At 43.1% G+C, this 26,494-nt stretch carries 19 protein-coding genes and 1 pseudogene; 16 read left to right on the top strand and 4 right to left on the bottom strand.

The features are described from left to right. Positions 1-21: 21 nt before the first annotated feature. The 4 genes from gatA (at position 22) to TRNA_RS25160 (ending at position 3,688) form a co-directional block, all read left to right on the top strand. Positions 22-1,479 (top strand): Asp-tRNA(Asn)/Glu-tRNA(Gln) amidotransferase subunit GatA, encoded by a 1,458-nt coding sequence (gatA, locus tag TRNA_RS25145; RefSeq protein WP_003179591.1) that lies wholly within the window; start codon positions 22-24, stop codon positions 1,477-1,479. A gap of 13 nt (positions 1,480-1,492) precedes the next feature. Continuing rightward, positions 1,493-2,923, top strand: coding sequence for an Asp-tRNA(Asn)/Glu-tRNA(Gln) amidotransferase subunit GatB (gene gatB, locus TRNA_RS25150; protein ID WP_011197621.1), 1,431 nt, complete (start codon positions 1,493-1,495; stop codon positions 2,921-2,923). A 184-nt stretch (positions 2,924-3,107) separates the two neighbouring features. Further along, complete coding sequence (locus TRNA_RS25155) at positions 3,108-3,410, top strand: DUF2089 family protein (protein WP_003179601.1); 303 nt, start codon at positions 3,108-3,110, stop codon at positions 3,408-3,410. Next, positions 3,407-3,688 carry a hypothetical protein gene (locus TRNA_RS25160; RefSeq protein ID WP_003179603.1) on the top strand — a complete coding sequence of 94 codons (282 nt, stop codon included), beginning with the start codon at positions 3,407-3,409 and terminating at the stop codon, positions 3,686-3,688. The genes TRNA_RS25155 and TRNA_RS25160 overlap by 4 nt, the downstream gene beginning before the upstream one ends. Before the next feature lie 74 nt (positions 3,689-3,762). Here TRNA_RS25160 and TRNA_RS25165 read toward each other — a convergent pair whose 3' ends face one another. Beyond that, the gene (locus TRNA_RS25165; protein WP_003179605.1) at positions 3,763-4,845 is read right to left on the bottom strand and encodes a glycoside hydrolase family 26 protein; all 1,083 of its coding nucleotides are present in this window, start codon (positions 4,843-4,845) and stop codon (positions 3,763-3,765) included. 124 nt (positions 4,846-4,969) lie between these two features. Continuing rightward, the gene (locus TRNA_RS25170; protein WP_011197622.1) at positions 4,970-5,818 is read right to left on the bottom strand and encodes a TetR/AcrR family transcriptional regulator; all 849 of its coding nucleotides are present in this window, start codon (positions 5,816-5,818) and stop codon (positions 4,970-4,972) included. Positions 5,819-5,962: 144 nt separating this feature from the next. On the opposite strand from TRNA_RS25170, the gene TRNA_RS25175 reads away from it, so the two are divergent. Then, on the top strand, positions 5,963-9,121 hold the full coding sequence (locus TRNA_RS25175; RefSeq protein ID WP_009329129.1) for an efflux RND transporter permease subunit: 3,159 nt from the start codon (positions 5,963-5,965) through the stop codon (positions 9,119-9,121). A 147-nt stretch (positions 9,122-9,268) separates the two neighbouring features. After that, entirely contained in the window at positions 9,269-9,469 is a 201-nt protein-coding gene (locus tag TRNA_RS25180; protein WP_003179611.1) for a hypothetical protein, read from the top strand. Positions 9,470-9,559: 90 nt separating this feature from the next. Here the strand turns inward: TRNA_RS25180 and TRNA_RS25185 are convergent, their stop codons facing one another. Then, positions 9,560-10,102 carry a GNAT family N-acetyltransferase gene (locus tag TRNA_RS25185; protein WP_009329127.1) on the bottom strand — a complete coding sequence of 181 codons (543 nt, stop codon included), beginning with the start codon at positions 10,100-10,102 and terminating at the stop codon, positions 9,560-9,562. 13 nt (positions 10,103-10,115) lie between these two features. Then, positions 10,116-11,069: a nucleoside hydrolase gene (locus TRNA_RS25190; RefSeq protein WP_011197623.1), complete on the bottom strand. Its 954-nt coding sequence runs from the start codon at positions 11,067-11,069 to the stop codon at positions 10,116-10,118. Between the two features lie 199 nt (positions 11,070-11,268). On the opposite strand from TRNA_RS25190, the gene TRNA_RS25195 reads away from it, so the two are divergent. The 10 genes and pseudogenes from TRNA_RS25195 to TRNA_RS25240 all read left to right on the top strand — a co-directional run bounded on the left by TRNA_RS25195 (position 11,269) and on the right by TRNA_RS25240 (position 26,276). Beyond that, positions 11,269-12,183 (top strand): diacylglycerol kinase, encoded by a 915-nt coding sequence (locus TRNA_RS25195; RefSeq protein ID WP_011197624.1) that lies wholly within the window; start codon positions 11,269-11,271, stop codon positions 12,181-12,183. A gap of 48 nt (positions 12,184-12,231) precedes the next feature. Then, entirely contained in the window at positions 12,232-13,620 is a 1,389-nt protein-coding gene (gene rlmD, locus TRNA_RS25200; protein ID WP_011197625.1) for a 23S rRNA (uracil(1939)-C(5))-methyltransferase RlmD, read from the top strand. 240 nt (positions 13,621-13,860) lie between these two features. Then, positions 13,861-14,430, top strand: coding sequence for a restriction endonuclease subunit S (locus TRNA_RS25205; RefSeq protein WP_011197626.1), 570 nt, complete (start codon positions 13,861-13,863; stop codon positions 14,428-14,430). A gap of 20 nt (positions 14,431-14,450) precedes the next feature. Beyond that, positions 14,451-16,043 carry a type I restriction-modification system subunit M gene (locus tag TRNA_RS25210; RefSeq protein WP_011197627.1) on the top strand — a complete coding sequence of 531 codons (1,593 nt, stop codon included), beginning with the start codon at positions 14,451-14,453 and terminating at the stop codon, positions 16,041-16,043. Next, positions 16,033-17,226: a restriction endonuclease subunit S gene (locus TRNA_RS25215; RefSeq protein WP_011197628.1), complete on the top strand. Its 1,194-nt coding sequence runs from the start codon at positions 16,033-16,035 to the stop codon at positions 17,224-17,226. The genes TRNA_RS25210 and TRNA_RS25215 overlap by 11 nt, the downstream gene beginning before the upstream one ends. A gap of 22 nt (positions 17,227-17,248) precedes the next feature. Beyond that, entirely contained in the window at positions 17,249-20,407 is a 3,159-nt protein-coding gene (locus tag TRNA_RS25220) for a type I restriction endonuclease subunit R (protein ID WP_011197629.1), read from the top strand. A gap of 273 nt (positions 20,408-20,680) precedes the next feature. Next, positions 20,681-21,402: pseudogene (locus tag TRNA_RS44050) on the top strand (MrcB family domain-containing protein); the annotation flags it as partial. A 658-nt stretch (positions 21,403-22,060) separates the two neighbouring features. After that, positions 22,061-23,926 (top strand): beta-glucoside-specific PTS transporter subunit IIABC, encoded by a 1,866-nt coding sequence (locus TRNA_RS25230; protein ID WP_011197631.1) that lies wholly within the window; start codon positions 22,061-22,063, stop codon positions 23,924-23,926. 5 nt (positions 23,927-23,931) lie between these two features. Next, complete coding sequence (locus TRNA_RS25235; RefSeq protein WP_011197632.1) at positions 23,932-25,398, top strand: glycoside hydrolase family 1 protein; 1,467 nt, start codon at positions 23,932-23,934, stop codon at positions 25,396-25,398. 29 nt (positions 25,399-25,427) lie between these two features. Next, positions 25,428-26,276, top strand: coding sequence for a PRD domain-containing protein (locus tag TRNA_RS25240; RefSeq protein WP_003179649.1), 849 nt, complete (start codon positions 25,428-25,430; stop codon positions 26,274-26,276). Positions 26,277-26,494 lie beyond the last annotated feature (218 nt).

The raw sequence follows: 26,494 nt of genomic DNA on the forward strand, positions 1-26,494 counted from the left end.
TAAAGGAGGGAGCGAGAAAACATGTCACTGTTTGACCATAAAATATCTGAATTAAAACGTCTCATACATAATAAAGAGATCAGCATATCAGATTTAGTCGATGAATCTTACAAACGGATTCACGAAGTTGACGGAAAGGTACAAGCCTTTTTGCAGCTTGATGAAGAAAAAGCCCGCGCATATGCCAAAGAATTGGACGAAGCGCTTGATACCCGGGATGAGCACGGTCTTCTTTTCGGGATGCCGATCGGCATTAAGGACAATATCGTAACAAAAGATCTGCGGACAACGTGCGCAAGCAAAATTCTCGAGAATTTTGATCCGATCTATGATGCAACCGTTGTTGAGCGTCTTCATGAAGCTGAAGCGGTTACCATCGGAAAGCTGAATATGGATGAATTCGCGATGGGCTCTTCCACAGAGAACTCAGGCTTTAAAAAGACAAAAAACCCGTGGAACCTCGAAACTGTTCCTGGCGGATCAAGCGGAGGCTCAGCGGCTGCGGTTGCGGCCGGGGAAGTGCCGTTTTCACTTGGATCTGACACGGGCGGATCGATTCGCCAGCCGGCATCTTTCTGCGGCGTCGTCGGCTTAAAGCCTACATACGGACGCGTTTCCAGATACGGCCTTGTCGCATTTGCATCTTCATTGGATCAAATCGGCCCGATCACAAGATCTGTCGAAGACAACGCCTACCTTCTGCAGGCGATTTCAGGCGTTGACAAAATGGATTCAACGAGCGCCAATGTGGACGTGCCTGACTACCTGTCTGCGCTGACAGGCGATATTAAAGGCTTAAAAATCGCCGTTCCGAAAGAATATCTCGGCGAAGGGGTAAGCGAAGAAGCGAAGCAGTCCGTGCTTGAAGCGCTGAAAGTGCTCGAAAGCCTTGGCGCGACATGGGAAGAGGTATCGCTTCCGCACAGCAAATACGCGCTGGCGACTTACTACCTGCTTTCTTCATCTGAAGCGTCGGCAAACTTGGCGCGCTTCGACGGCATCCGCTACGGCTACCGCACGGACAATGCCGACAACCTGATCGACCTGTACAAACAGACGCGTTCCGAAGGATTCGGAAACGAAGTCAAACGCCGCATCATGCTCGGTACGTTTGCTCTGAGCTCCGGCTATTACGACGCATACTATAAAAAAGCGCAGAAAGTCAGAACGCTGATCAAAAAGGACTTTGAAGACGTATTTGCAAACTATGACGTCATCATCGGACCGACAACGCCGACGCCGGCATTTAAAATCGGCGAAAAAACGAGCGATCCGCTGACCATGTACGCCAACGACATCCTGACGATTCCTGTCAACCTTGCGGGCGTTCCGGGAATCAGCGTACCGTGCGGATTTGCGAACGGCTTGCCGCTCGGCCTGCAAATCATCGGCAAACACTTTGACGAAAGCACAGTATACCGCGTCGCCCACGCATTCGAACAGGCGACAGACCACCATAAAGCAAAACCTGAACTGTAAGGGGTGAAAAAACATGAACTTTGAAACGGTAATCGGACTTGAAGTCCACGTGGAGCTCAAAACAAAATCGAAAATTTTCTCCAGTTCTCCAACGCCATTCGGCGCGGCGGCCAACACGCAGACAAGCGTTATCGACTTAGGCTATCCAGGTGTACTGCCTGTGTTGAACAAAGAAGCCGTCAATTTCGCGATGAAAGCCGCAATGGCGCTCAACTGCGAAATTGCGACAGATACGAAATTCGACCGGAAAAACTATTTCTACCCCGACAACCCGAAAGCTTATCAAATTTCACAATTTGATAAACCGATCGGCGAAAACGGCTGGATCGAAATCGAAGTCGGCGGAAAAACGAAGCGCATCGGCATTACCCGCCTTCATTTGGAAGAGGATGCGGGAAAACTGACGCATACAGGCGACGGCTACTCCCTTGTCGACTATAACCGCCAGGGAACACCGCTCGTTGAAATCGTCTCCGAGCCCGATATCAGAACGCCTGAAGAAGCTTACGCCTACCTTGAAAAACTGAAATCAATCATTCAGTATACAGGCGTGTCCGATTGTAAGATGGAAGAGGGGTCGCTCCGCTGCGACGCCAACATCTCGCTCCGTCCGATCGGACAAGAGGAGTTCGGTACAAAGACAGAGCTGAAAAACCTGAACTCATTCGCCTTTGTTCAAAAAGGCCTTGAGCACGAAGAAAAACGCCAGGCGCAGGTTCTTTTGTCAGGCGGTGTCATTCAGCAGGAGACGCGCCGCTATGATGAAGCGTCCAAAACGACGATTTTGATGAGGGTCAAAGAGGGATCTGACGACTACCGCTACTTCCCTGAGCCTGATCTTGTCGAGCTTTACATAGACGACGAGTGGAAGCAACGCGTGAAAGACAGCATTCCTGAGCTTCCGGACGAGCGCCGCAAGCGCTACATCGAAGAGCTTGGCCTCCCTGCCTATGACGCGAAAGTGCTGACTTTGACAAAAGAAATGTCCGACTTCTTCGAAGCGGCCGTTGAAAAAGGCGCAGACGCGAAGCTGGCGTCGAACTGGCTGATGGGTGAAGTATCGGCTTACTTGAACGCCCAGCAAAAAGAGCTTGCGGATGTCGAACTCACACCTGAAGGCCTTGCCGGATTGGTCAAGCTGATCGAAAAAGGAACGATTTCATCGAAAATCGCGAAAAAGGTCTTCAAAGAATTGATTGAAAAAGGCGGAGACGCAGAAAAAATCGTCAAAGAAAAAGGCCTTGTGCAAATCTCTGACGAAGCGACGCTCAGAAAGCTTGTCACAGAAGCGCTCGACAACAATCCGCAATCAATCGAAGACTTTAAAAACGGAAAAGACCGCGCGATCGGCTTCCTTGTCGGCCAAATCATGAAAGCCTCAAAAGGACAAGCGAACCCGCCGATGGTCAACAAGCTTCTTCTTGAAGAAATCAATAAACGATAAAAAACAGACTATGCCTAATTAAATGGAGGTCCTCATGTTGAGGACCTTTTTTATTTGTATGAAAATACAAATGAAAAAACTTCTTTCTGTTCAATAATATTAAAATTTATTTGAATTTTATTTAATAATATATTATCATTTATTTGAATTTTGTTTTTAAATTTGTTAATAAGAGGGGCTGTCTATGGAAAGAAAGGATGTACCCGAGTGGATCTTAGCTTTAGAAGAAGAAGATGTAGAATTTATTAAAAACTTTATGCTGAAATCTGGATCTTTAAAAGAAATTGCAAAGAGTTATCAAGTATCTTATCCAACAGTCAGGGTTAGATTGGATCGATTAATTCAAAAAATTCAACTAATTGACGAGTTAGAAAATGAGACTTTTGTTAACTTTATAAAACAGTTAGCTATCGATGATCAGATTAGTCTGGAAAATGCAAAGCTAATCATTGAGAAATACAAAAAAGAGCGGGGTGTTCATAAATGAATCCTATTTATATACTACTCATTGGCTTTACAATACTAGGGATTCAATATTTTTTATCGACCAGAAATCATACCTTTTGGGGAGCTATACTGCCTACAGCTTATATCGTTTTTCTCGTGGCATTATCCATTTATGAAGGAAAATCTTTCGCATCATTCTTTCTTCCTCTTATCGGCGGATTGGCTTTATTGTTGGGAGAATGGATTAAAGGCAGAGAAGCTTTGAAAAAAAAGCGGGAAAGAGAAATGAGAATAATGAAAGCCATGGATATTAAATAACAGGATCAGCCTCAAAAGGACAGAACAAGCTGTTTCAAAAAAACCTTGGAGAATGACTCTCCAAGGTTTTTTCATTATTCCACGACAGGCGTCAAAGAATCGCCGTCCCATATCTCTCCTTTATTCAGCGTCCATGGATGAAGATAGAGGGTGTCCGCTCCCTTATTCACAGCCGGGCTCCACTCATCGTTCCACGCCAGGAAGTACGTCGTTTTCGGGTATTTTTCTTTGATGGCATGGATAAACCGCGCGTAATCCAGCCCGCCGTTTGTCGTCTGCGGTCCGACTTCTGTAAAGGCAAACGGCTTGTTCAGCGATGTGAGCTCTTCGTAGCCATCAATGGCGTACGGGTCATCAAAATAAGCGTCAAGCCCGACAATGTCCACATATGATGCGCCCGGATAAAAGTCCGTTTTAAAGTCTCTGTTGGCGTCCGGCGCATACACCCACAAGAGATGATCCAGGCCTCTTGTTTTTGTCATATAGTCATAGATTTTCACATAGAGCTGTTTGTACAAGGAGATTCTTTCGCTGTCTTTTTGATTATATTGCGTCAGCCCCCACCAGAACCATTCGCCGTTCATTTCGTGAAGGGGTCTGAATAGAACGGGCACGCCTTCATTTTCAAGCTCCTGGAGGCCGTCCGCGATTTTGCTCAGCATCGCCTCAAGCCGCTTTCCTTCAGGAGTGGAAGAATCTAAAATTCTCTCATACTGGCTGTTTGAAATCTGAGTTTTATAATGACCCGAAGTAAACGCGGGGTTTGCGAGGTGCATGCTGATTTGCGGAATGCCTCCGCTTTTCCAGTATGCGATCAAATCACGGTTGCAGCTGTAGTCAATCGTATCGGCGATCTTTTCCGGCTCCAGCCATCCTCTTGCATAATCGCAGCCGTATATGGCCGGCAGCTGTCCTGTTGCCTGTTTGATCCGGTCGGCTTCAGCCGTTGAAAATGTGTCGAGGCTGTATCCTCCGAACGCCCCGGACATCACCCGGCTTTCCGTCCGATTGGGCAGGTGGGCGAGCCAGTTCATCACCGCTTTCGTCGTCGGCTGGGCATTCGGGTTCACCGGAGAAACGGTGTGTGCATAGCTCGGCTGCGAAACGGCAAAAGCAAGGAGCAGCGCGAAGATTGAACAAACGATGTTTTTTTTCACTAAGGTAAAACCCCCTGAAACATATAGATTGTCTTAAGCGATCTTATTATACATGCTGCTTTCAAAAAATACATGGTCAGATCGTCTTATTGTAAGGGAATATAAAAACAGCCATAAGGCTGCTTTATGAATGAAGGAAACGGGTGATCATTCCATATAGATGCTGAACATTGTCCTGATGCTGCAAGTTTGTCAGCATGCCTTGGAGCACGGGTGCGCGGGGCGAATCCTTTCTCAGCTCTTCCTCGATCACATCCAGTGTAATGAGAATGTCTTCCGAAAGCTCCGGCTGACGTTTGGCATCTTCAAGCTCCCGCAAAATCGTATGTTTATCGGCCGTATTGCCGGCGTTCCGGTAATAGCTGTACGTCCGGCCGGCCAAGATCGGCTGCTCCCCGTTTTGAACCATGCCATCAATCATGTCATCGATTCTTCTCATAATAAAATCCGCAAGTTCGTAAAAATCGATATCCAGTTCATTAAAGATAAACAAATTTTGATAAGACTGCACGATGCCTTGAACGATCACGGACAAGTCTGACAGATAAGGCTTCACAATGTCACCGTAGGCGGCTGACAGCGCGTTTTGATACGTCTCGTGGAATTTTTGGCTGACATTTTTAAAATATTCTTCGATCTTGCTGTTTTCCGGTATGCTGTGTTCGCTGATCATCACGAGAATAAAATCGCGGTGCTCCTTGCTCTCGCTGAATTGATAAGCAATCTGCTCCTTGAACGTTTCCTTAGGAGGGAAATTCTTCTGCTGAATGATCTTCATATTTTCCATCATTCGATCGATATAATACTTAATGATTGCGAGCAAAAGAGCTTCTTTCGACTTGAAATGCAGGTAGAAAGCCCCTTTTGAGATGTTGCATTCATTGGCGATGTCTTGAATCGTTGTGGAAGCAAAACCGTTTTTCGCGAACAGGTGCAGGCCTGCTTTAATGATTTTTTCTTCTTTTTCTGTCATGAATGTACCCCTTTAACACTTCTTTAAAATTGAATAAATTTTAACATATATAAGTTGACGCTGTTTACTTTTGAAGTTTATTATTGTATAGAATGACCAGTCAGTCAATCTGTATTCTGAAAATGATACACAATGGAGGTCGTAATGAATTCTATCATTAATTTTGTACTAAAGAACAAGTTCGCTGTGTGGCTGATGACGATTATTGTTACGGTTGCCGGCATTTATGCGGGTTTAAATATGAAGCAGGAATCGATTCCTGATGTGAACATGCCTTATTTGACCATCAGCACGACATATCCCGGAGCCACTCCGAGCCAGGTAGCTGATGAAGTCACAAAGCCGGTTGAACAAGCCGTGCAAAATCTGGACGGCGTCAGCGTTGTGACGTCCACATCGTATGAAAACGCATCATCGGTGATGATTGAATACGATTATGAAAAGGATATGGACAAAGCGAAGACGGAAGCCGCTGAAGCATTGGCGAATCTCGATCTGCCGGACAATGCGAAAGAGCCGAGCATTTCGCGCTACAGCATGAATTCCTTCCCGATTCTCGCGCTCAGCGTGTCCAGTGATAAAGACGATCTTCAAAGCTTGACGAAAAAAGTGGAAGACAGCCTCCTGACGAAGCTTGAAGGCCTTGAAGGCGTAGCTTCCGTTCAGCTTTCCGGTCAGCAGGTTGAAGAAGTCGAATTTTCATTTAAAAAAGACAAATTGAAGCAATACGGGCTTGACGAGGATACAGTCAAGCAAGTGATTCAAGGATCTGATGTGACGACTCCGCTTGGGTTGTACACATTCGGCAAAGAAGAAAAATCGGTCGTCGTCAGCGGCGATATCGACACAATTAAAGACTTGAAAAATATGAGAATTCCAGCGGCGTCTGCCGGAGGCGCAAGCGCGCAAGCCGGAGCGCAAAGTGCGCAGGCGGCCCAGGGGGCGCAGGCTCAAGCCGGGGCACAGAGCGCCGGACAAGCTCAGCAAAGCGCGGGAGTCCCGACGGTTAAGCTGTCTGACATCGCAACGATTAAAGATGTCAAAAAAGCCGAATCCATTTCACGAACCAATGGCAAAGACAGCATCGGCATCAGCGTCATTAAAGCAAACGACGCCAATACCGTCGAGGTAGCCGACAACGTAAAAGCTGAACTCGAACAATTCAAAAAAGACCACAAAGGCTTCAAATACAGCTCGACATACGATCAGGCCGAACCGATCACCGAGTCGGTCGAGACGATGCTGAGCAAAGCGATTTTCGGAGCGATCTTTGCGGTTGTGATCATTCTCTTATTCCTAAGGGATATTAAATCAACATTAATCTCGGTCATTTCGATTCCATTGTCATTGTTAATCGCACTGCTCGTCCTGAACCAGCTTGATATCACGCTGAATATCATGACGCTCGGCGCCATGACAGTCGCCATCGGACGGGTTGTCGACGACTCGATCGTCGTCATCGAAAACATTTACCGCCGCATGAGGCTGAAAGATGAGCCGCTGCGCGGAAAAGCGCTCGTGCGCGAAGCGACGAAGGAAATGTTCATGCCGATCATGTCATCAACGATCGTGACAATCGCGGTATTCCTGCCGCTCGCACTTGTCGGCGGTCAAATCGGCGAATTGTTCATGCCGTTTGCTTTAACGATTGTATTCGCGCTCGCTGCATCCCTCTTGATCGCGATCACGCTCGTGCCGATGCTTGCGCACACCCTCTTCAAAAAATCATTGACAGGCGCGCCGGTAAAGGCGAAAGAACACAAGCCTGGGGTACTGGCCAACTTCTACAAAAAAGTGTTGAATTGGTCGCTCAGCCATAAATGGATCACATCGATCATCGCGGTTCTGATGCTGGTCGGAAGCTTGTTCCTCGTGCCGCTGATCGGAGCGAGCTACTTGCCTGCCACAAAAGAAAAAATGGTGCAGATCACGTACACCCCTGAACCGGGAGAAACGAAAAAAGAAGCGGAAAAGGAAGCGCAAAAAGCTGAAGAAATCCTATTGGACCGCAAACACGTCGATACGGTTCAGTATACGTTAGGAGCGGGAAATCCGCTGATGGGCGGAAGTTCAAACGGCGCGTTGTTCTATATCAAATATGAGGAAGACACGCCTGATTTTGATCAAGAAAAGGACAGCGTCTTAAAAGACATTCAGAAGCAATCCAAACGCGGAGAATGGAAAACTCAGGATTTCAGCTCCTCAGGCAACAACAATGAGTTAACGTATTATGTGTACGGGGATTCTGAAAAAGAGATTAAAGGCACTGTAAAAGAGATCGAAAAGATAATGAAAGACCAAAAAGACCTGAAAAACGTAAGCTCAGGCCTGTCCAGCACATATGACGAATATACATTTGTCGCTGACCAGGAGAAATTAAGCAAACTCGGGTTAACGGCATCACAGATTTCTCAGGCGCTCATGAAAGAAACATCGCAGGCGCCGCTTACAACCGTGAAAAAAGACGGGAAAGATCTTGATGTTACGATTAAAACAGAAGAAGAAACATATAAAAGCGTCAAAGATTTAGAAGACAAAAAAATCACAACTCCGACCGGCCAGGAAGTGAAAATCGGCGATGTCGCGAAAGTGAAGGAAGGCACGACATCCGACACAATTTCGAAACGGGACGGCAAAATCTATGCCGATGTCACGGCGGAAGTCACATCAGACAACGTCACGGCCGTATCAGTCGACGTACAGAAAAACATCGACAAGATCGACCTGCCTGACAACGTCACAATCGATACCGGCGGCGTATCCGCTGATATCGAAGATTCCTTTACAAAACTCGGACTCGCAATGCTTGCGGCGGTTGCGATCGTCTACCTCGTGCTTGTGATTACATTCGGCGGAGCACTGGCGCCATTTGCGATCCTGTTCTCGCTGCCGTTTACCGTCATCGGCGCCTTGGTGGGACTTTACGTATCAGGAGAAACAATCAGCTTGAACGCAATGATCGGAATGCTGATGCTGATCGGTATCGTCGTCACAAACGCGATTGTCCTAATCGACCGCGTCATCCATAAGGAAGCGGAAGGGCTCTCAACGAGAGAAGCACTCCTGGAAGCCGGCTCTACAAGGCTCCGTCCGATCCTGATGACGGCCATCGCCACAATCGGCGCCCTGATTCCATTGGCGCTCGGATTTGAAGGCGGCAGCCAGGTCATTTCAAAAGGGCTCGGCGTCACCGTTATCGGCGGTCTGATCAGTTCAACGCTCCTCACCCTTCTGATCGTACCGATCGTATACGAAGTACTGGCGAAATTCCGCCGGAAAAAACCGGGTATGGAAGAAGAGTAAGATGGTATAACATCAACCCCTTGGAATGGACACAGGAAATGGTCCATTCTAAGGGGTTTTTTCTTTGAAGAGACGATCGTCGGTGTTTAACAAAAATATCCTGTGTTATGCTTTGTTAGAAAAGGCAACCTGATGAGGAGGCATTGAATGGAATCGAAAGGAAACAGCGAACCAAGCCCCAAAATCGTAAAGCGGCTCACCTGGATCATACCGATCGTGTTGATCGGAGTCATATTTCTCTTAAAAAATATAAGAAACCCTGTGACTGATGTTTTATTTTATATTGTATGTGCAGGTGTTATCACCCTAGTGATTTTCAGCATCATGAAAGAGACAAAGAGCAGATGAAAGCATGTTTTGAGCTTGTCGATAAAGGTTGAAGTGATCTTCATCGACAAGCTTTTTTAATGCTGCGTTCTCCAGCCGGCGAAGAAGCGGCTAATCATGCGGATTGATCACAGCCAGCAGCTGATGATCTTCCCATTTTCCGTTGATCTTGACGTTTTTCCGGGCGATGCCTTCTTTGTGAAAACCCGCCTTCTCCAGCACCCGGATCGAGGCAATATTACGGGGCATGACGCCGGCTTCGATGCGATGGAGCTTGAGATCGTGAAAGGCGAACTCGACCATCAGCTTGACGGCTTCGGTCGTGTAGCCTTTGCCGTTGTGCTTCTGATCCAAAAAATAGCCGATGAAGGCGCTTTGCAAGGAACCGCGCAGCACTTGGAAAAGGTTGATCGTTCCGATCAGCGCATCGTTTGCCGGATCAAAGATGCCAAAATAATAATCTTCATCGTTCTCCATATTTTCATATAATCTTTGAAGCCTCTTCTTTTGTCCTTCGATTGTATAAAACTCCTCGTTCCGCTCCATTGAAAACTGTTCAAAGAACGGGCGGTTTGCGTTCTGCAATTCGAGGCATGCCTCGGCGTCTTCAGCCGTGAGCGGCCTGATGTAAATGTTTGTCCCTTTTTTAATCATGGAAAGTCTCCTTTTATAAAGATGGAATGCGGTCGGCTCTTTTCATCAACTCTTCAAAATACGCAAAAAATTGATCCCTGTCGACTTGATCAACGACTTTGACCATTCTGCCGTCAGGATGCTCTTCTGTCGTTCCTTGGCGCGGGCTTTGTGTATGGACAACCGCCTTGATGCTGCGCGAGCGTGTCATATCGACTGTGCCGAGCGTCAGCGTCGTCAGCACATCCCAAAGGTAGTATGTCGAATTCGTTTCGTTATGGACAAGCGGCGGACACATCGCATAGCATTGGCCGATAAAGTCGATCCCGATATGCTTTCTGAGGCTCGCCCAATGGGAGCGGATTTCGTTTGTCAAAGGCACCTGGTTCGTGCTTTCAAGCGCGACCATTTCGATCTGAATGTCGCTCTCGAATACCGTCTTCACGCTGTAAGGGTCCCAAAAAGCGTTCCATTCCGCCGTCCCGTCGTGCTCAGGCTCTTCCACATTTCCTTTCTCAAGGAAGGTGCCGCCCATCCAGACAAGCTTTGCAATGTGCTTTATGATCGCCGGCTCTTCCTCAAGGGCCCTCGCCAAGTCTGTCAGCGGGCCGGTAAACAGCAGTGTCACCGGTTCGGGGCTCTGCCTCACGCATTCAATCAGATGAAGGTGGGCGGGCAGTTCTGACACCGGAGTCCGGACTTCGCCTTTTTCATTTAAAATCGGCAGAGCGTCGACATAAAAGGCGTGCATGCGCCACTCCTTCGGGAACGGGTGCACCCCTCTCGAATCGGATGCCGCAGTCTCGACCTGGTACGAACCGAAGCGGTCAATGATTTTTCGACTGGCACTGAGAGCAGGCTCCAAATAGCAATCCGCCGGTATGACGGATGTTCCGATCAATTTGACATTTTCCATCTGCAATAGCAGAAATAAAGAGACGAGATCATCGACGCCTCCGTCATGGTTAAAATAAACGGGCTTTTTCACAGCAACATCTCCTTTTTTCTTAATATTAATTATTTTACATCAATTAGATCCTAAAGTCTTTTTTACCATTAATTAGGATATTTTATCTAAAATTAAACAAATGATGATACCCATTTTGTTGCGATTTTTTCAACAACTAGTATAATTAAAGGTTGTTGGTAAAGAAATGATACGGATACTCTAATAGGATGATGAAAACATGAAACGTGCACGAATCATATACAATCCGACTTCCGGACGAGAAATCTTCAAAAAAAACCTTGCCCAAGTTCTGCAGAAGTTCGAGCAGGCAGGCTATGAAACGTCATGCCATGCGACAACAGGGGAAGGGGATGCCGTACAGGCCGCCAGACACGCCGCTGAGCGGGAATTTGACTTGATTGTTGCGGCCGGAGGAGACGGCACATTAAATGAAGTCATCAACGGACTGGCGCCGTTGGAACACCGCCCCAAGCTCGGAGTCATTCCGGTCGGAACGACGAATGACTTTGCGAGAGCGCTCGGCATTCCGCGCGAGGATATTTTAAAGGCGGTTGACACAATACTAGAGGGAGAAGCCCGTCCGATTGACATCGGCCGCGTCAACGGCCAATATTTCATCAATATCGCCGGCGGCGGACGCCTTACAGAACTGACATATGACGTACCAAGCAAATTGAAGACGATGCTCGGCCATCTTGCCTATTATTTGAAAGGAATGGAAATGCTCCTTCCTTCACTGCGGCCGACCGAGGTCGAAATCGAATACGACGGCAAGCTGTTTGAAGGAGAAGTGATGCTGTTTCTCGTCATGCTGACGAACTCCGTCGGCGGCTTTGAGAAGCTCGCCCCCGACTCAAGCTTGAATGACGGCATGTTTGACCTCGTCATTTTAAAGCGGGCAAACCTCGCCGAATTCATCAGACTTGTCGGACTTGCCCTCCGCGGCGAACATATCAATGACGAGCATATCATCTATACGAAAGCGAACCGCGTCAAAGTGACGGTCAAAGACAAAATGCTCCTAAACCTTGACGGCGAATACGGCGGCGAACTGCCGGGCGAATTCGAAAACCTCTACCGCCATATCGACGTCGTCATGTCAAAAGAAAAAGCGAGAAAATTGGATGATTGAACTTGGTCTAAAGAGCTGGCCAAGTTTTTCTTATAGCAGGTGAAAAAGATGAAACAAAAAGCCCCCGTTCAAAAAAATGAATATTACAATGTCGTATTTGAAGATTTAACACACGAAGGAGCCGGCGTCGCCAAAGTCGACGGCTTCCCGATTTTCGTGCCGAACGCGCTGCCTGACGAAAAGGCGCAGATTAAAGTGACCCGGGTCAAAAAAGGCTTCGCCTTCGGCCGCCTCATCGACTTGAAAGAAGAAAGCCGCTTTCGCACGGACGCGCCGTGCCCGATCTACAAGCAGTGCGGCGGCTGCCAGCTGCAGCACATCAATTACGAAGGCCAGCTTCTCTACAAGCAGAAGCAAGTCAAAGACGTGCTCGAGCGAATCGGCAAGCTCGATTTAAGCCGGATCACCGTCCACCCGACCCTCGGCATGGAAGACCCGTGGAACTACCGAAACAAAGCGCAGGTCCCTGTCGGCGAAAGAGAAGGCGGCCTGATCGCAGGCTTCTACCAGCAGCGCAGCCATGAGATCATCGACATGAACGAATGCCTGATCCAGCAATCGGAAAACGACCGCGTCGTTCAAGCGATTAAAGAGATCTGCGGCAAATACGGCATCAAAGCGTACAACGAAGAACGCCACAAAGGCTGGCTCAGACACATCATGGTCAGATACGGCGCCGTCACAGGCGAAATGATGGTCGTCTTCATCACAAGGACAAACGACTTCCCGCACAAAGCGAAAATCGTCGAAGAGATCACCGCGGCATTCCCGCACGTCAAATCGATCGTCCAAAACATCAACCCGAAAAAAACAAACGTCATCTTCGGCGACGAAACAACGGTCATCTGGGGAGAAGAATACATTTACGACACAATCGGCGGCATCAAATTCGCCATCTCCGCTAGATCGTTCTACCAAGTCAACCCTGAGCAAACGAAAGTGCTCTACGACAAAGCGCTTGAATACGCCGAATTGAACGGCGAAGAGACCGTCATCGACGCCTACTGCGGCATCGGCACGATTTCGCTGTTTTTAGCGAAGCAGGCGAAGAAAGTGTACGGCGTTGAGATTGTGCCGGAAGCGATTGAGGATGCGAAGCGGAATGCTGAGTTGAATGGCATTGAGAACGCTGAGTTTGAAGTTGGCGAAGCTGAGGTCGTGATTCCGAAGTGGTATGAGGAAGGCATTGCGGCTGACACGCTAGTGGTTGACCCGCCGCGCAAAGGCTGCGATGAGGCTTTGCTGCGGACGATTATTGAGATGAAGCCGAAGCGGGTTGTGTATGTGTCTTGCAACCCGGGAACCCTGGCGCGCGATTTGCGGGTGCTGGAGGATGGCGGGTATGTGACGCGTGAGGTACAGCCTGTTGATATGTTTCCGCATACGAGCCATGTGGAGTGTGTGACGAAGTTGGTTTTAAAAGGTGCAGTTGATTAAACTGTACCTAATAGTTTAAAAACTTTGCAGATGACTTCTTTTCTTCTTCAAAGACTTAATCTTTTTGATGTTGCTCTTTGATAACTTTTTTGAAGGCCTGGATTTTATCCTGGTCTTTTTTAGTGTAATTCGAAAAAATTACATGATAAATTGTTGACGGGGTATTTTTTGAGTGATATGATTCAAATTGCAATTCGATTAAGTAATTTTAAAGAAATACTCTATCGATGAGGGTGGGATATGAAACTTGAAGATATTGTAACGGTTAAGATAGGAAGAAACCTTTCTAGAGGCAACGTTAAAAATGATCATACATTAGTTGCTTATACATATGAGGATTTAATGAATGATTTAGATGGCTCATTTCTAGACTCACAAGCTAGTTTTGATGCTGGACATTCAAATCATAAAGAAAGCTATTTGAGCAATGCCGGAGACGTTGTTTTCAGCTTTGTTAGTTCCAAAGCTGGAATAGTGAGTAACTTAAACCGAGGGAAAATCATCAATCAAAATTTTGCGAAACTCATGATCGAACATGATGAATTGGATCGTAGCTATTTATGTTATGCGTTGAATGAATCGTACGCAATGAAAAGGCAAATGGCAATTTCGATGCAAGGAAGTGCTGTGCCAAAATTAACTCCAGCGATTTTGAAAGAGTTGGAAATCAAGTTGCCAAGTATTGAGAAGCAAAGGATAATTGGAAAAGCTTATTTCTGTTTAAGAAAGCGTCAAGCTTTGGCAAAGAAGCAAGCAGAACTTGAAGAGAAACTTTTTTTAGAAGTATTAAAACAATTAGACCAACAATAGAAAAAGTGAGGAACACAACCATGGCTGAATTACACTCAAAACTCTTTAGTGCCGCAGACAACTTGCGAAGTAAAATGGATGCATCAGAATATAAAAACTATTTATTAGGTTTAATCTTTTACAAATATTTATCTGATAAATTATTAGAAAAAGTAGTAGAAATAGCGGGTGAATCGTTAGAAGAATACAACACACAAGACAAACAAACTCAATTGTATATGGAATCCTTGGCAGATGAAGAGATAAAAAATGACTTGATTGAAACGTTAGTCGACACATTGGGCTATGATATTGAACCAAAGTATTTATTCAGTGTATTAGCCAACCAAGCGAAACAAAACACGTTTCATCTGAATGACTTGAATAAGGCATTTATCGATTTGTCTACGAAATATGACCAATTTAACGGTCTGTTTGATGATGTGGATTTGAAATCGAAAAAACTGGGGTCGGATGATCCACAACGGAACATTACCATTACTGAAGTACTGAAGAAACTAAATGATGTCAATGTGATAGAACATAATGGTGATGTTATTGGGGATGCCTATGAGTACTTAATTAGTCAATTTGCCTCAGAGGCTGGTAAGAAAGCGGGGGAATTTTACACCCCTCATCAAGTATCTGACATGATGGCTCGTATTGCCGCGATTGGTCAAGAAGACAAAAAATTGTTTAGCGTATTTGACCCAACGATGGGATCTGGTTCTTTAATGTTGAATATTCGAAACTATATTAATTATCCAGATAGTGTGAAATATCATGGGCAAGAACTAAACACAACAACTTTTAATCTAGCGAAGATGAACTTGATCTTGCATGGTGTTAATAAAGAAGATATGCGGTTACGCAATGGGGATACATTGAATAAAGATTGGCCGACAGATGAGCCTTATACTTTTGATGCCGTCCTTATGAATCCACCATACTCTGCAAAATGGTCTGCAGATACTACATTCATAGATGATTCGCGTTTCAATCGTTACGGAAAGTTAGCGCCGAAATCAAAAGCCGACTTTGCTTTTCTTTTACATGGGTTCTATCATTTGAAAGATTCGGGAACAATGGCCATCGTCTTACCGCATGGGGTCCTGTTCCGTGGAGCTGCAGAAGGTGTGATTCGTAAGAAATTATTAGAAGATGGGAGCATTGATGCTGTAATCGGCATGCCAGCAAACTTATTCTTTGGGACATCGATCCCAACAACAGTCATCATCTTGAAGAAAAACCGCAGCACTCGTGATGTGTTATTTATTGATGCAAGTAAGGAGTTTATTAAAGGAAAGAACCAAAATAAACTTTCTAAAGAAAACATTGATAAGATTGTCGAAACGTATAAGAAACGAGAAGATGTCGAGAAATATGCCCACGTTGCAACTTTCGAGGAAATCAAGGAGAATGATTTCAATTTGAACATCCCTCGATACGTAGATACCTTTGAAGAAGAAGAACCTATTGATATGGCTGCAATTGGCTCAAAGATTAAAGATATTCGAATAGAAAAAGCAGAACTAGAGTCTAGCCTATATGACATGATTTCTTCGCTACAATATGATGAAGAAAATGCTGACTGGATCAAGGGTGCGTTAGAGGTGTTTAATCGTGGAAAATAAGCGAGTACCAGAGCTTCGATTTGCGGGATTTGCTGGAGATTGGGAAGAGCGTAAGTTAGGAGAATTAGTAGAAATTAAATCTGGTTGGACACCTTCTGATTTTGTTGAAACCCAAAAATGTAATGGAGAGATCTATATAAAAGTCGATGATCTAAACTACTCTACAAGAGAATTATTGGATTCAAAAATGAAAGTCGCTATCCATGCTAAATATCATACTATAAAAAAAGGAAGTACCATCTTTCCCAAAAGAGGTGCTGCCATTATGACAAATAAGGTGCGGATTTTAGGAACTGATGGATATATGGATACCAATATGATGGCATTAGAACCAAGAAATATTAATGGAGAATTTCTTTATACGTTGATTGATAGAACAGGGCTATTTAAAATAGCAGATACTTCAACAATTCCACAAATCAATAATAAGCACGTTGAACCATATAAAATACTTTTACCTAATTTATATGAGCAAAAAAATATTGGTAACTTTTTCAAACAACTAGACGACACGATCGCTCTTCATCAGCAAGAACTAACCACCCTCAAACAAACAAAACAGGGATTCTTGCAAAAAATGTTTCCAAAAGAAGGGGAGTCTGTGCCGGAGGTTCGGTTCCCGGGATTTACTGGGGAATGGGAACAGCGTAAGGCTGATGAAATATTTTACTCTGTGTCTGATAAAAATCATTCGAATCTTCCGGTTCTTTCTGCTACTCAAGAAAAAGGAATGGTTTATAGGGACGAAACAGGACTTGATATTAATTATGATGTAAAGTCTACAAAAAATTACAAGAGGGTACTTCCTGGACAATTTGTTATCCATCTTCGTTCTTTTCAAGGAGGTTTTGCATTTTCTAATATCGAAGGTATAACTTCACCCGCGTATACAGTATTAGATTTTAAAAATAAAGAAATGTACTATTCGTTATTTTGGAGATGTGTTTTAGCTAGTGATACTTTTATTAAAAGGTTAGAGGCAGTTACCTATGGTATCCGTGATGGGAAAAGCATTAGCTTTAGTGACTTTTCAACCCTAAAGTTCCGAGTGCCCTCTCATAATGAACAGTTAAAAATAGGTAACTTTTTCAAACAACTAGACGACACAATCGCCCTTCATCAATGTGAACTAGATACCTTAAAAGAAACCAAAAAAGCATTCCTACAAAAGATGTTTGTCTAAGCCGAATAGAGGAGAGAGAATCATGACAAAGATACCGCATAAAGATGAAGCTCAAGTAGAACGTCGCCTGATTGAAGTGTTGGGGGAAGGGCACAATCAGTGGAATTATCGTCCTGATTTAAAATCGGAAGAAGACCTATGGCAGAATTTACGTCAAAAGATTACGCAAAATAACTTATCAGAAATTGGGGAACATCCAATTACTGATAAGGAATTTGACACAATAAAGACAGAGTTATTATCGAAAACACAGACTCCCTTTGATGCTGCTAGATGGCTCAAAGGGGAAAATGGAATTGCTCGGATTACGATTGAACGTGAAGATGTCTCTTTAGGTTCGATGTCTTTAGTGCTGTATTCTAACCAAGATATAGGTGGCGGAATCTCTACATATGAAGTTGTTCATCAGATTGCAAAACAAAAAGCAAACCTTGATGGTCGTGATCGCAGATTTGACGTGACACTTTTAATTAATGGATTGCCAATTGTTCAAATTGAATTGAAAAAGGTCAGTGCCAAAGACGGTGTATTTCAAGCCTTTAATCAAATCAAGAAATACTCAGAAGAAGGGATGTTTAGAAATAATATCTTTTCTACTCTTCAGTTATTTGTCATTTCCAATGAACAAACGACTCGCTATTTTGCTAATGCGATGCCAAAAGACATGCACAAGAAATTTGTCTTTAGCTGGCGCACAAAGGACAATCGAAAAGTAGAAAATCTTTATGAATTTGTAAAACAAGTCTTAAATATTCCAGATGCACATCGATTGATTGCCGATTATACAATTGTAAGTGAGGATCAAGACAACAAAGCTGTAATAGTATTAAAGCCGTATCAAATTCATGCGATTCAAGCCTTGTTTACATCTGCCATGAAACATCAATCCGGATTTGTTTGGCATGCGACTGGTTCAGGAAAAACGTTGACAAGTTTTGTTTCTACGAAGTTATTAGCTCGCAAAGCAGGAGTAGATCGTACCATTATGCTGATTGACCGAAAAGACTTAGACAATCAAACAACGACAGAATTCACCAAGTTTGCTTCCGAGTTTAATACCGGTATTTCTTCTGGTGATGCAATATCGAATAGCTTGATTGTCGGAACTGGAAGTGCGAAGGAGTTAAGTGATACTCTACAGTCTGATGCCAATTCCAATACAGTGATTATTACCACTCGTCAAAAATTAGAAGCTGCCTTGCGCTATGCCCAAAGGCAAGAGGAGCAAAAAGGTACTCAGCGCTTTAAGAAACTGCTAGGGCAACATATTGTCTTTGTCGTGGATGAATGCCATCGTGCGTTAAGTGCAGAAGGGATGCAAGTCATTAAGGGATTCTTCCCAAATTCAACTTGGTTTGGATTTACAGGTACACCGATATTTAACGAGAATAAAAAACAGGCTAAAGGTCAATTAGCTCGTACCACTCGGGATCAATATGGAGAAGTTTTACACACCTATACCATTAAAAATGCATTGGATGATGGTGCTGTTTTAGGGTTTCAAGTAGAGCACGAAGATACAATTGATCCAACATCATTAAATAATTATATTTTTAATCAACTGCGTCAAAATGAAAAATACGCCAATTTGACTGCAGATGAAATAAATAACATCATTGATCAAATGGATGGAACAGAAAAGGAAGCATATCTTGAACCTTCTTCGTTTGAAAGTGATGATCATATTCAAAAAGTTATTCATAAGATTTTCAGGCCGGATAATGCCTATACTAAATTTGATTTCCAAAACGGCCGCCCGCAAAAGTCTGCCATTTTAACAACTAGTTCCATTGATATGGCGAAGCGCTACTATCGGGCAATCAAGGAAATGATGAAAGATTCAGATTGGTTGACGAAAGAATTTGCTGGACATCCGATCCGAACGGGACGAACGATTGAAGATCCGGATTTTCCACGAATTGCAATCACCTATTCGATTCAAGAAAACGAAGACAATTCTAAACAAATTCAAGATGAAATGAAAGAGATTATTAAGGAATATAATGATTATTATCACACTGCTTGGTCGATAGAAGATATTGAACGATATAATGGTGATATTAACAATCGGTTAGCTCGTAAGAAAGCAGAGTTCAAAGAATTTGGTAAACAAATTGACCTTGTCATTGTTGTCGATCGGTTGTTGACTGGTTTCGATGCACCAACGATTCAAACGTTATTTGTGGATCGAAATTTAAGTTATGCGAATTTGATTCAAGCTTTCTCTAGAACCAATCGTACTTATCCAGGAAAGACAAAAGGATTAGTTGTGACATTTAGGAAACCTTCAACAATGGAGCAAAATGTAAAGAATGCGACGAAGTTATACTCGCAAGCACAAGAGGAATCTAGTCTTGTTTATCCGACTTATGATGAATCGAAGAAGCGCTTTAAAAAGGCTCACAAAGCGCTAACTACATTAGTTCCAAATCCAACCGATATTGATGAGAACACATCTCTTGAAACCCGAATTGAGTTCGTGAAAGCATTTCAAGAGCTAAACAATTCATATGAAGCTTTAGTTACATATAATGACTACAACGATGATATGAAGAAATCACCAGCACTTCAAGAACAGGTGAAAACCTTAGAAGAATACATTGGTATATATAACACGGTTAAGGGTTCACTCGAAGATGAAGGAAACCAAGATGGACCGGGACCAGATTTCTCAGACATTGAATTTTATGGGGAAAATGCAGTTAAGATCTATGATATTGACTCAACTTATATTGACCGACTATTAGAAACATACTCGGCCAATAATCAGAACATCCGCGACGAGATCGAAAATGCCCTTCAAAAACTGAAGAAATCAGAAATTGTTAAAGGCGTATACCGCAAGATGTTAAATGCTATTGATGCCAATGAAATAGATGCAGAGGAAGATATTCTTGCAGTGAAACGAAGCTTTTTCACTAAAGCACGTGACAAAGCGATTCATGAATTTGCGAATACGTGGTTTGTAGAAGAAGATGAGCTGCATTTATCTGCAATTCAATATGTGATAGGAATAAATTCTATTCCTAATATAAGTAAAATCAACAATAGTGGGCAATTTGATAAGTATAAAGCCGTACATCCAGATGCAAAACCATTGAAATATAGACCAGAAATCAAACGTCAATGGAAAAAGACATTAGATGAAGTCATTGTACCTTTGGATGATGAGTTGAGATAAAGTCGTTTTGAAATTAATATCTTTAAAAAAGTCAGAGTCGGAGGATTTTTTAAAAGGTATTTAATAATAATTAGCTGTTTGAATATAGATCTAAGAAAGTAGCCAATCTTCACATAAGTGAGTGTGTGGCTGTACTCGTCAAAAAAGATAAATAAAAATCTAAAAACATAAGCCTCTCCAACCCAGGAGAGGCTTATAATGTTATATGAAAGTTCCATTTCTTGCATAAAGTCCTACTGAATAAAGAGGTGTATCAAAATAGAACATAAAATCGATCTTTCAAATATCGATTTAAAGGGCGAAGGTGATCTTGCGGAGGGTATGAGTTAGGACATGTATGTGGTCGTTTTTATGATGTAAGCAATTTTCCAAGTTCTGAAGATATCATAAGCGATTTACAAGCTTTATTAGTTACATACAAAGAAATAGAAGGTCTTATTGGAAATCGATCGATAGAACAGTTTAATGATTTTATTCTGTTGCAGGAAGACGGCCAATTTTTAGAAGACCGGGTTAACGAAGAGGAGTATCAGATAGCGGCTCAAACCTTCATCATATCCGAGAATACGAATGTGGGATATGAAGTCAGTCAAAAGAGAAAACGTCCGCAACCAATCATTAATCAAGGTGGTCAAAGGCACTGGACAAGAAATGCAAGTCTTGCCTCAAAAGCTATGATGCTTTCTAACTATACTTGTGAAATTGACCATACCCACAGAACTTTTATCTCTAAATCTACTAACATGCCCTATGTTGAGTGTCATCATCTTGTCCCTATCGCCAAGCAAGAGGGGTTCAAATATGACTTAGATCAACTGGCAAACTTGGTAAGCCTATGTCCACACTGTCATCGTCTTATTCATTATGGCCAAGATGAGGAGAAAGAAAAAATGTTGAAAAAACTGTATGATCAGCGGAAGGATCACTTGAAAAAGGTAGGAATTGAAATAACCTTTTCAGAACTTAAACGAATATATGAAGTATCGAATATTTAGATTCAAATTACGGGCCTTGGACAAGCGCTACCAAGGCTTTTTGATGTTTAACATAATAGACAAAAGGTTATTGCAAAAATTTACATATGTGATGAGATCATTTTAATAATAGATAACATCTTAAAGGGAAAGAGGGATTCGACATGAGCAAGGTCGGTTCAGAAGTGGTTACGAGGTTGTTGAACGAATTCCATTTGGCAACTAAAAAGCATAAATATTGAACAGGAGAAGTCAATGTTTTTCGAGATGGAAGAGAATTAGAATGTGCTCGTTACTTCTCGCTGCTTGTGGAGCTGTGTCGGATGATGCTTTGCTGCGGACAATTATTGAGATAAATTCGAAGCGTGTAGTTTATGTTTTTAACCATGGAATCTTGGCGCGCAATTTGAGGATGCATGAAGATGTTTATCATCGCTATTATGAAACAACTATAGGCCATTTGACCAGGAAATTTGCTTCTTTCTGAAAAAAATAAAATAAATGTTGACGCTTTCATAAAACCGATATATACTTTAATCAAATCCAATATTGATAAATTAGACATGTGACTGGTCATGCAGGCAGGATCTAAAACCGATAAATTTTTTAATTTGTCGGTTTAGGTCCTTTTTTTATTGCCTAAATATAGGTCTAATGTTTCAGAAAAGGGGGAGAAACAGTGAATTACATACAAACAGCAAGAGACGTATTGCAGCATGTCGGCGGTAAAGAGAATATTGCCCACTTGGAGCATTGTTCGACACGACTCCGTTTTACATTGATTGATCAAAACAAGGCGGATGTACCGGCGCTTGAGAAAACACCAGGTGTCATCGCTGTCCGTATGTCGGGCCAATGCCAGGTCGTGATTGGAAACGATGTCATCGAAGTCTATGAGGAATTGACCGGCCTTCTCGGCGGAGCACTTTCTGGACAAAATGGGTCTTCCCATCAGCCGAAGGAAAAGCGAAAAGTGGGGACTGTACTATTAGACTTCATTGTCGGTGTTTTTCAACCGCTTGTTCCAGCCATTGCGGGTGGAGGGATTTTAAAATCGTTTCTCCTCCTCTTCTCGTTATTCGGATTCATTGATGCCAAAGGGCAAACGTATCAGATTTTAAATATGGTTGGCGATGCGCCGCTTTACTTCCTGCCATTGCTAGTCGCCGTGACGACAGCCAATAAACTAAAAGTGAATCCGCTTGTTGCATTATCGGCAGTCGGCGCTCTTATTCTGCCAAACATGACGGCGATGCTGACAGAAGGCGCTCAATTATTTTCATTCGATGTGAAAAATATTGCGTATGCCTATCAGGTGTTTCCGGTGATATTATCTGTCCTGTTGTATGCACAGATGGAAAAATGGTTTACTCGTATTTCGCCAAAACCCATTCGTATCTTCTTCGTACCGATGATGTCTTTGGTTATTACAGTTCCGATCACTCTCCTGCTGTTGGGACCAATCGGTTTTACAGCAGGGCAAGGCTTCACAGCACTCATCCTTGCTATGTTTGATAAAGTAGGCTGGATTGCAGTTGCGATCCTTGCAGCGGTTCTTCCATTTATGGTTGCATCAGGGATGCACAAAGCGATGGTGCCGTACGCTGTAACAACAATGGGCAATCTCGGAAAAGAAGCACTTTACTTGCCTGCATCACTTGCACACAATATCGCCGAAAGCGGAGCGTGTTTCGCAATTGCCCTTCGTACAAAAGATAAAGTGCTTCGTTCAACTGCCATTTCTGCAGGAATTTCCGCATTCTTTGGCATTACCGAACCTGCATTATACGGGGTGACACTGCAAAATAAACGTGTGCTCAGCAGTGTCATGATCGGTTCTTTCATCGGCGGCATCTTCATTGGACTTGTCGGACTTCAAGCGTTTGTTCTTGTTGGACCTGGTCTTGCAAGTATGTCGATGTTTATATCTGACGAGCTTCCACGCAACTTCATGTTCGCAGTGATTGGTTTTGCCATCTCATTTGCTGTTGCGTTTGCTGCTGCCTTTATTTTAGGAAAGGATCGAAAGACAGAAGAAACGGAAAAAGAAGCAGAGCCAGGTGCTTTCGCTGAAAAACTTGGCGCAGATGAGACGTTCAAAAGTCCAGTCATCGGTCAAATGATTTCACTATCTGATGTAGAAGATGACATATTTTCTTCAAAGGTAATGGGAGAAGGAATTGCCATTATTCCTTCAAAGGGTGAGCTATATGCACCGGTAGACGGCGAGATTTCCCTTCTCTTTGAAACAAACCATGCGCTCGGCATGAAAACAGCAAACGGAGTTGAGGTTCTTTTCCATATTGGGATCGACACCGTTCAGCTAGAGGGCAAGTTCTTTAAACCTTTGGTTCAAGCAGGAGACAAAGTCAAAGCAGGTGATCTGCTCATTCAATTTGACCTGGAAAAAATTAAGGAAGCAGGTTATGATCCAGTTACACTAGCAGTTATTACGAATACGGATCAATATGATATAAAAGTCACGCAATTAAAAGAGGTTAATCGTCAAGATACATTGATGGTTGTTACACAATTAGGAGGGTAATCATGATGACAAAAACAAAAGGATTTCCAAAAGATTTTTTATGGGGCGGTGCGATTGCCGCAAACCAAGCAGAAGGAGCCTGGAATGTTGATGGAAAAGGACCGTCTGTTGCTGATATTGCCATGTACCGTTCGAATTTGAGTGTTGAAGATTACGAAGGACATCTTGCTGTTTCTTCTGAAAACATTGAACGCGCAATGAAAGACCCGGACGTAAAAAAATATCCGAAGCGCAGAGGGATTGACTTTTATCATCACTATAAAGAAGATGTGGCTCTCTTTGCAGAAATGGGTTTTAAAACATTGCGTATATCGATTGCATGGAGCCGAATTTTCCCGACAGGAGAAGAAGCAGAGCCTAGCGAGAAAGGCCTTCAGTTTTATGATCGTCTGTTTCAAGAAATGAAAAAACATAACATTGAACCGATCGTGACTCTGTCACATTATGAAATGCCATTAGCACTTAGTCTGAAATACAACGGATGGGTTGAAAGAAAAGTGATCGACCTCTTTGTGAAATTTGCCAATGTGTGTTTTGAACGCTATAAAGATGTCGTAAAATACTGGCTTACCTTTAATGAAATTGACAGTATACATCGCCATTCTTTCATTACAGCGGGAATCATTCCTGATCGCTGTCCTGAAGGGAAAGTAGAAGAAACGGTTTATCAAGCATTGCACCATCAATTTGTGGCATCCGCTCTTGTGACTGCAGATTGTCATCGCATCATTCCCGGCAGTCAGGTGGGATGTATGCTAACGAAACTCACGACATACCCGCACACTTGCCATCCGAGTGATGTTGAACGCGCACTGAAGCAAAACCTTGATAACTATTTCTATGCAGATGTTCAAGTGTTTGGCGAATATCCGCCATTGATCAAACGCATGCTGGAACGAAAAAATATCAATATTAAGATGGAAGCGGACGATCTTGCCATTATAAAAGAACATACGGTAGACTTCGTTTCGTTTAGCTACTATATGTCCCTGACAGAATCTGCACAGGAGGGTCTGGAAAAAACAGATGGCAATACGATTCGCGGTGTGAAAAATCCATATTTGCCGTCAACAGATTGGGGTTGGCAAATCGATCCGGTCGGCTTAAAGATTTCGCTCATTGAATTGTATGATCGCTATCAAAAACCTCTCATTATTGTGGAGAACGGCATGGGTGCGAAAGATGTTGTCGAAAGCGATGGATCGATCCATGATGACTATCGTATTAGCTATTTCAGAGAGCATTTCCGTCAGATGAAAGAAGCCATTGAAGAAGGTGTTGATCTCTTTGGATATACCAGCTGGGGACCCATTGACATTATTAGTGCGGGAACATCTCAAATGTCCAAACGATATGGATTTATCCATGTTGATCAAGATGACGATGGCAACGGGACATTGAAGCGCTCACGTAAAGATTCATTCTACTGGTATAAGAAAGTGATTGAGACAAACGGAGAAGTATTAGACTAAAAAACCGCATTCATGAAAAGGTGATGGCGATGTTTAAAATAAAAAAAGTTTTAAACTCGAGTGTGGTACTGGCTGTAGATCAGAACCGACAGGAGATGGTTTTATGCGGCAGGGGCATCGGTTACGGACGAAAACCTGGGAATATGATTGAAGAAAAACAGGCTGATCAAGTCTTTATGCCAGTAGACAATATGAAGGCAAAGGAATTTCTCCAACTGTTGGATTCAATTCCGCAAGAATTTATTGAATTGACCCAGCAAATTGTTCAGCATGCAGAAGAAAGATTAAAAACAAAGCTAAATTCCGGTGTATACTTCACATTAATGGATCACTTGAATTTTGCAGTAGAGCGCTATAAAAAGAACATCAATATTACGAATCGCGTCTACTGGGAAATTAAAAACTACTATACGGAAGAGTTTGAGGCAGGGAATTATGCGCTTCAGCTCATCAATGAAACATTTGGGATCCAATTGCCGAAAGAGGAAGCGGCAAATATTGCGTTCCACTTAATCAATGCATTAGGTGAAGAGACAGAGTCAAAAGATGGAATGAAAAATGCAAAAATGATCGGGAGCATTGTCAACCTTGTCCGTTACACATTAAACATGAAATTAGATCAAGAAAATATCCACTACAGCCGATTTATCACACACGTTAAATTTTTCGTTGAAAGATTTTACGCTGATAAATTGCTGGCAAATCAGGAGAATGAATTATTTGAGCAAATTGCTAATTTATATCCGCAAGCAATGGATGTAGCTTTCAAAATCAAGGATTATATCAAGCAGGTGCACGGAAACGTCATTCCGAATGATGAACTGACATACTTGGCAGTCCATATTCATCGATTGATTTCTTATCAGCAATTAAAATAAATGAGAGCCACTTGCCTTTGTGGAAGGCGAGTGGTTTCTTGTTTTTGAAAAAGAAGGAGCGTTTTTTGTTTATAGGCAAGATGAGTTGTTGATCACTACCAACAGTTGAAATTGACAACAAAAGGCTTTTTCAATTGTTGACAAAAACAGATTACTAATTGACAAAAGGTCATTACAAAAATTTACACGTGTGATAAGATCATGTTAAAGATAGAGAA

The organism is Bacillus licheniformis DSM 13 = ATCC 14580 (assembly GCF_000011645.1).
Lineage (GTDB): Bacteria > Bacillota > Bacilli > Bacillales > Bacillaceae > Bacillus > Bacillus licheniformis.